This window comes from Blautia sp. OM07-19 (assembly GCF_003481595.1).
In the GTDB taxonomy this organism is placed as follows: domain Bacteria; phylum Bacillota; class Clostridia; order Lachnospirales; family Lachnospiraceae; genus Blautia_A; species Blautia_A intestinihominis.
On record NZ_QULA01000076.1, the window covers coordinates 1 to 3138 of the forward strand.

The window sequence follows — 3138 nt, forward strand, 5'->3', positions numbered from 1 at the left end:
GAACCATGTACTCTCGCCCCAATCAATGTAACTTCATTTTCCAGTCCCATTTCTTCCAGAACAGCTCTTGCATGAAATAAAACTTCATATTCAATTTCTGCCCTGTCCATCCCATTCAATGCTGTTTCACATCTGCCAAGTTCCGAAGTGAATCGAACATCTCCACTGGCCAGCACTTCTTTAGAATGACTGATTACCTTATCCCGAAACTCCCTGTCATCAACTTTTACACATTCAACATCTTCCAATCCTTCATTTTTTAGACTGGCATACATTGCTTTCTGAATAGAATCTTCTGGATTTCCACAGGCATCTCCTGAAATTTCATGAAGTTCCTGATCATAAACCAGATATTTATAGCCTTCCTCAGTCGGTTGCACTGTTAAATACATACCAGACATTTTAAATTGTACGGTTATTCCCTCATAACTTTTTAATGCCGCTTCCCTGTCATAACCATCAAAAAAAGCCTTTGGGCAAGTACGTTCAAATTGTATCTTCTCCAGTCTCTCTTCTTCTGCATATTCAATTTCTGCATACATTTCTTCATAATCCATCACGCTTGCATCTTCTATCGAAAGTCCTTCATCTTCCAAAATATTCTCCATTGCTTCAGTAATAGAAATAGTCGGATCATCATAAACGCCGCCATCCAGTTCCAGATAATCTTTATCATAGAATGTATAATCATAACCATCTTCTACCGTCTGAATTGTAAAATACTGATCTCCAATCTGGTATGCTATCTCTGTATCATGCACTGCCAGACTGTTTCCTATCTCTTTAAAAGTATTGTATATCTGCGGATTCAGCCATCCTTCCACTTCCTGGCAATCATAAATCAATGTATCTATTCCATTCTTACACTGAATAAAATCAAGACTACCTCGCAACGGTGCTGTATTTTCAATTCCAAGAGCTTTCATTTTATGATTAGGCAGAGAGTAATATGCTCCAAGGGCAGCTCCCAAATCCTTATATCTCTCGATCTTCATCCCACCTTTTGCTGCCAGATCTTCGATCACATAATATTGGTCAATATAATGATTTTCTGGCATTTTCAGGTCAATGCCATTATTTTCTCTGACTTTATGTATCTCGAAAAAGCTGAATTTCTGTTCTTCACCCCGCAGATTCTGTCCGGTCAGTGTCGGCTCCCATGTATCTGTACTGATTGGCTGCTGTTCCATGATTTTCATAACTGTTCCGTCTGCTAAGATGACTGTTGCCTGGTCTGGAAGATCTATCAGGTCATACACCGTTGCACCATTTTCTTCCAGATATTCTGAAATAGCTTCCCTGGCTCCTTCATCAAATCCATGCCAGATGTCCTCTGCCACCAGTGTCCCATTTTCCGATACGATAATATCTGCCACATCCTGACCGTATTCCTCATTTCGCATCTGGAAGAATCGTTCCCCATGATATGTTTTCATATCCATCGCATACCAGGTGCCTGTATGTCCTTCTGCTTCATACCCTCTTGTAGTTTCAGTGATATGCTGATTTTTCACACCAAGCACCTCTTCCAGTTTCCGGGTACGGATTTCTTTTCTTGCCATATCAATAAATCCATTCAGGACTGCAGGATGGCTGCCCACAATATAGTCCCTGTTCAGATCCATTCCCCGGCTGATATTTTCCGGAATATCAATGCCATCTGCCCACCGTTTATTGCCATCAGAAAATCTACCATCATAAGAAAGCTGTTTCAATGTATTTGCCAGAACAAATGCAACCCGTTCTTCCCCGTATTTTTCAATCACACCTACTGCAACATCTGGATTTAAACGCATACCGTTGAATCCCTCTGCGATTGCCTGTTCGATAGCATTTTTACAATCAATGTTCAGTTTTCTGGAATCCAGATAAGCATCTACATTTCTCTCCTGCATAGCTTTTTCCAAAGTTCCCATATAAACTTCTGGATATGCTTTTACCGGATTATCATTTAACATTTCAACTCTCTGTGCCACAAAGTCCGGCAATTCTGTAAATCCAAAGGAATCTACATAGTATGCGGCTAATCTTCCACCCCGGTTCATAATGATCACGTCACTGACTGACATGGAATGTCCGGTAAAATCGTTTGGACGCTCTATATTAAATCGCTCAAAGAGATTGTCCAGTGTCGTAGCATCTCTCAGTCTTTCACTGTAAACCATCTGATAGTCTTTGCCATCTACGGTAAATCCCATTTCTTTTGCCGTTTCCAGACTTAAAAACTGATACCCTCTTTCTTCCTGTCCACTGTTAATCTGATAAATACCATAACGTTTTCCATCACTTTCCAGAAGAAGCGTTTCTTTGATCTTTGCTTTTTCTTCCGGTGTCATAATCGTTTCCTGACTTCTCCGGTAATTTTCCCATTCAAATTTCGTCACTCCGAATAACCCGTCATGCTGTAAAATATCCAATTCCAGATTCATAATTCTTTGCGACTGTTCCTGACCACCAACTGCTCCGGTCAGTCCATAAACCGTTACTCCCTCATGGTGCAATTCCACTGCCCGTTCCCTGGTAAGCGGAAGCATACTTTCTGAATAAAATCCGACTTCATGCAATTCTGATAAACCAATCATCGAATCCGGCAGACTTTCAATCTGTTCCTCCGCTTCTCCAATCAATTTTTGTACCGCTTCTCTGTTTCCATCCAGAATAGATTCTGCAAGATTCTCTGCCAGTTTTTCCATTGCTTCCCTATCATCCAGTTTATAAGCAAAATTCACGATAAGATTTCTCTGGTCATTGCTGAAAATCGTCCGTTCCTGCTCCAGACGATTAATAGTCTGTTCTGCATACTGCATGGCACTCATTTCTTCTGTCTGCTCCACAACATCTGCTTCCTGCTCTGCTCTTTCTATCTGAAGTTCTTTGAGTTTTTCCTCAATCTGTCCGATCATATCAGCAGAAGTCTTACGGATGGTGTCCATAGAAGCACGAAGCTCTTTCATATTTTTACCGGAAGACCAGCTTGCAATATAGGAAAAAGAATACTCCGATGTGTCCAGTCCGAAATGGTTACATACCACATAGGCAACACTTTCCGCTTGAAATGGAAACATTAACATTTGAGGCTTTATACTCAGCATTCCAAAATGTTAATCATTTTAAAGAATGCTGAGAAATAAGACGTTT

The 3138-nt window shown here is 40.6% G+C and carries 1 protein-coding gene; it reads right to left on the reverse strand.

Going from position 1 to position 3138, the window contains the following annotated elements; all coding sequences use genetic code 11:
* The coding region (locus DXC01_RS19820; RefSeq protein WP_243111688.1) for a DUF3849 domain-containing protein at window positions 1–3071 on the reverse strand (3071 nt) is incomplete at its 3' end.
* Between the last annotated feature and the right edge of the window lie 67 nt (window positions 3072–3138).